The sequence below is a fragment of the Rhodoferax sp. RT5P35 genome, assembly GCF_056521385.1.
The window spans coordinates 1-1404 of record NZ_JBWMAX010000137.1 but is presented as its reverse complement, the minus strand read 5'-3'; the positions used below and the strand labels follow the sequence as shown (position 1 = coordinate 1404).

Sequence of the window (1404 nt, the reverse complement as noted above, 5' to 3'; positions counted from 1 at the left end):
GGGCCAGCCGCTGGTCTTTGTGCCCGGCTGGTCGGCAAACGGGGCGCAGTACATCAACGTCCTGTACCTGCTGGCGCAGCACTACCATGTCTATGTGCTGGACCCGCGCAACCAGGGCCTTTCGCAGAAGGTCGATTACGGCAACCGGATCGCACGCCATGCGATGGACCTGCGCCAATTTGGCGAGCACCTTGGCATCCAATCTGCGGCCTACGTCGGGCATTCGATGGGAGCCGCTATTTTGTGGAGTTACATCGATCTGTTTGGCACCTCGGCGATGCGCAAGGTGGCCTTTGTCGATGAGCCCATCAGCATTTACGCGCACTCGGACTGGCCGGAGCAAGAACGGCTGGACGCTGGCGGCACCACCACCTCGCCCGAGCGCATGGTGGCCGCCTTCACCACGGGCGGCCCGGTGAATGCTCTCGAGACCGACCTGAAGGTGTTCCAGCGCGCGCAACTCACCGATTCACCCTACTACCGCAACTCGGAGGCCTTCGCCGCGGCTTTCATCCAGAACGACCCGGCAGCACTGGCCCGGGTTCTGTTCAACCACACGGTCAACGACTGGCGCGATGTAGTACGTCGCAAGATCGACATTCCCACGGCCATCTTCTCCGGCGAGCAAAGCAACAACCTGCCCAGCCAGCGGTGGGCGCAGTCGGTGGTGCCAGGCGCAACGCTCTATCCCTACACCACCGAAGAGCAAGGCGACCACTTCCTGATGTTCAAGAACCCGCTGAAGTTCACACAAGACCTGCAGTCTTTCCTGGCCCGCTAAGCCGTATCCCTTTCCCTATCCAACACCAAAGTACGCAATGAACGTGTTCTCCAACCTCATCAAAAGCCGCACATCCGCAAACAACTACGATCCCGCCCGCAAGCTCACGGACGACGCGCTCGCCGAACTGGTCCACCTGGCCACCCACGCGCCTTCGGCTTTCAACTTTCAGAACTGGAAGTTTGTCGCGGTAAGAACCGACGCCGCCAAGGCAAGGCTGTTGCCACTCGCATTCAATCAACCGAAAGTCATGGAAGCCGCAGTCACGTTCATTGTGTGCGGCACCCTGGAGCCGCACCTTGGCTTGCCTGCAGCACTCCAGCCATCGCTCGACGCAGGCATTCTTGATGAAGCCACCGTCAAGGGCTGGGTAGGTGCGGCGAACAGCATGTACCAGGAGAACCCGGCGCTCCAGCGCGACGAGGCGGTCCGGTCGGGTGCCATGGCGGCCATGACCCTCATGCTTGCAGCGCAGAGCCAGGGACTGGTGTCTTGCCCCATGATCGGGTTCGACCAGGCAGGCGTGGCATCGGCGTTTGGTTTGCTTGCCACCGATGTACCCGTGATGCTGGTGACGATAGGTTATCCAGGGTCGGCGAACTGGCCGCAGAAGCCACGTAAAG

2 protein-coding genes are annotated in these 1404 nt (G+C 61.2%); both read left to right on the top strand.

All coding sequences use genetic code 11. The features are described from left to right. Positions 1 to 781: alpha/beta fold hydrolase (locus AC097L_RS24360; protein ID WP_479589301.1), on the top strand; the 781-nt coding region annotated here is incomplete at its 5' end. Between the two features lie 37 nt (positions 782 to 818). Then, positions 819 to 1404 (top strand): nitroreductase family protein (locus AC097L_RS24355; RefSeq protein ID WP_479589300.1); only part of this gene is annotated, 586 nt, incomplete at its 3' end.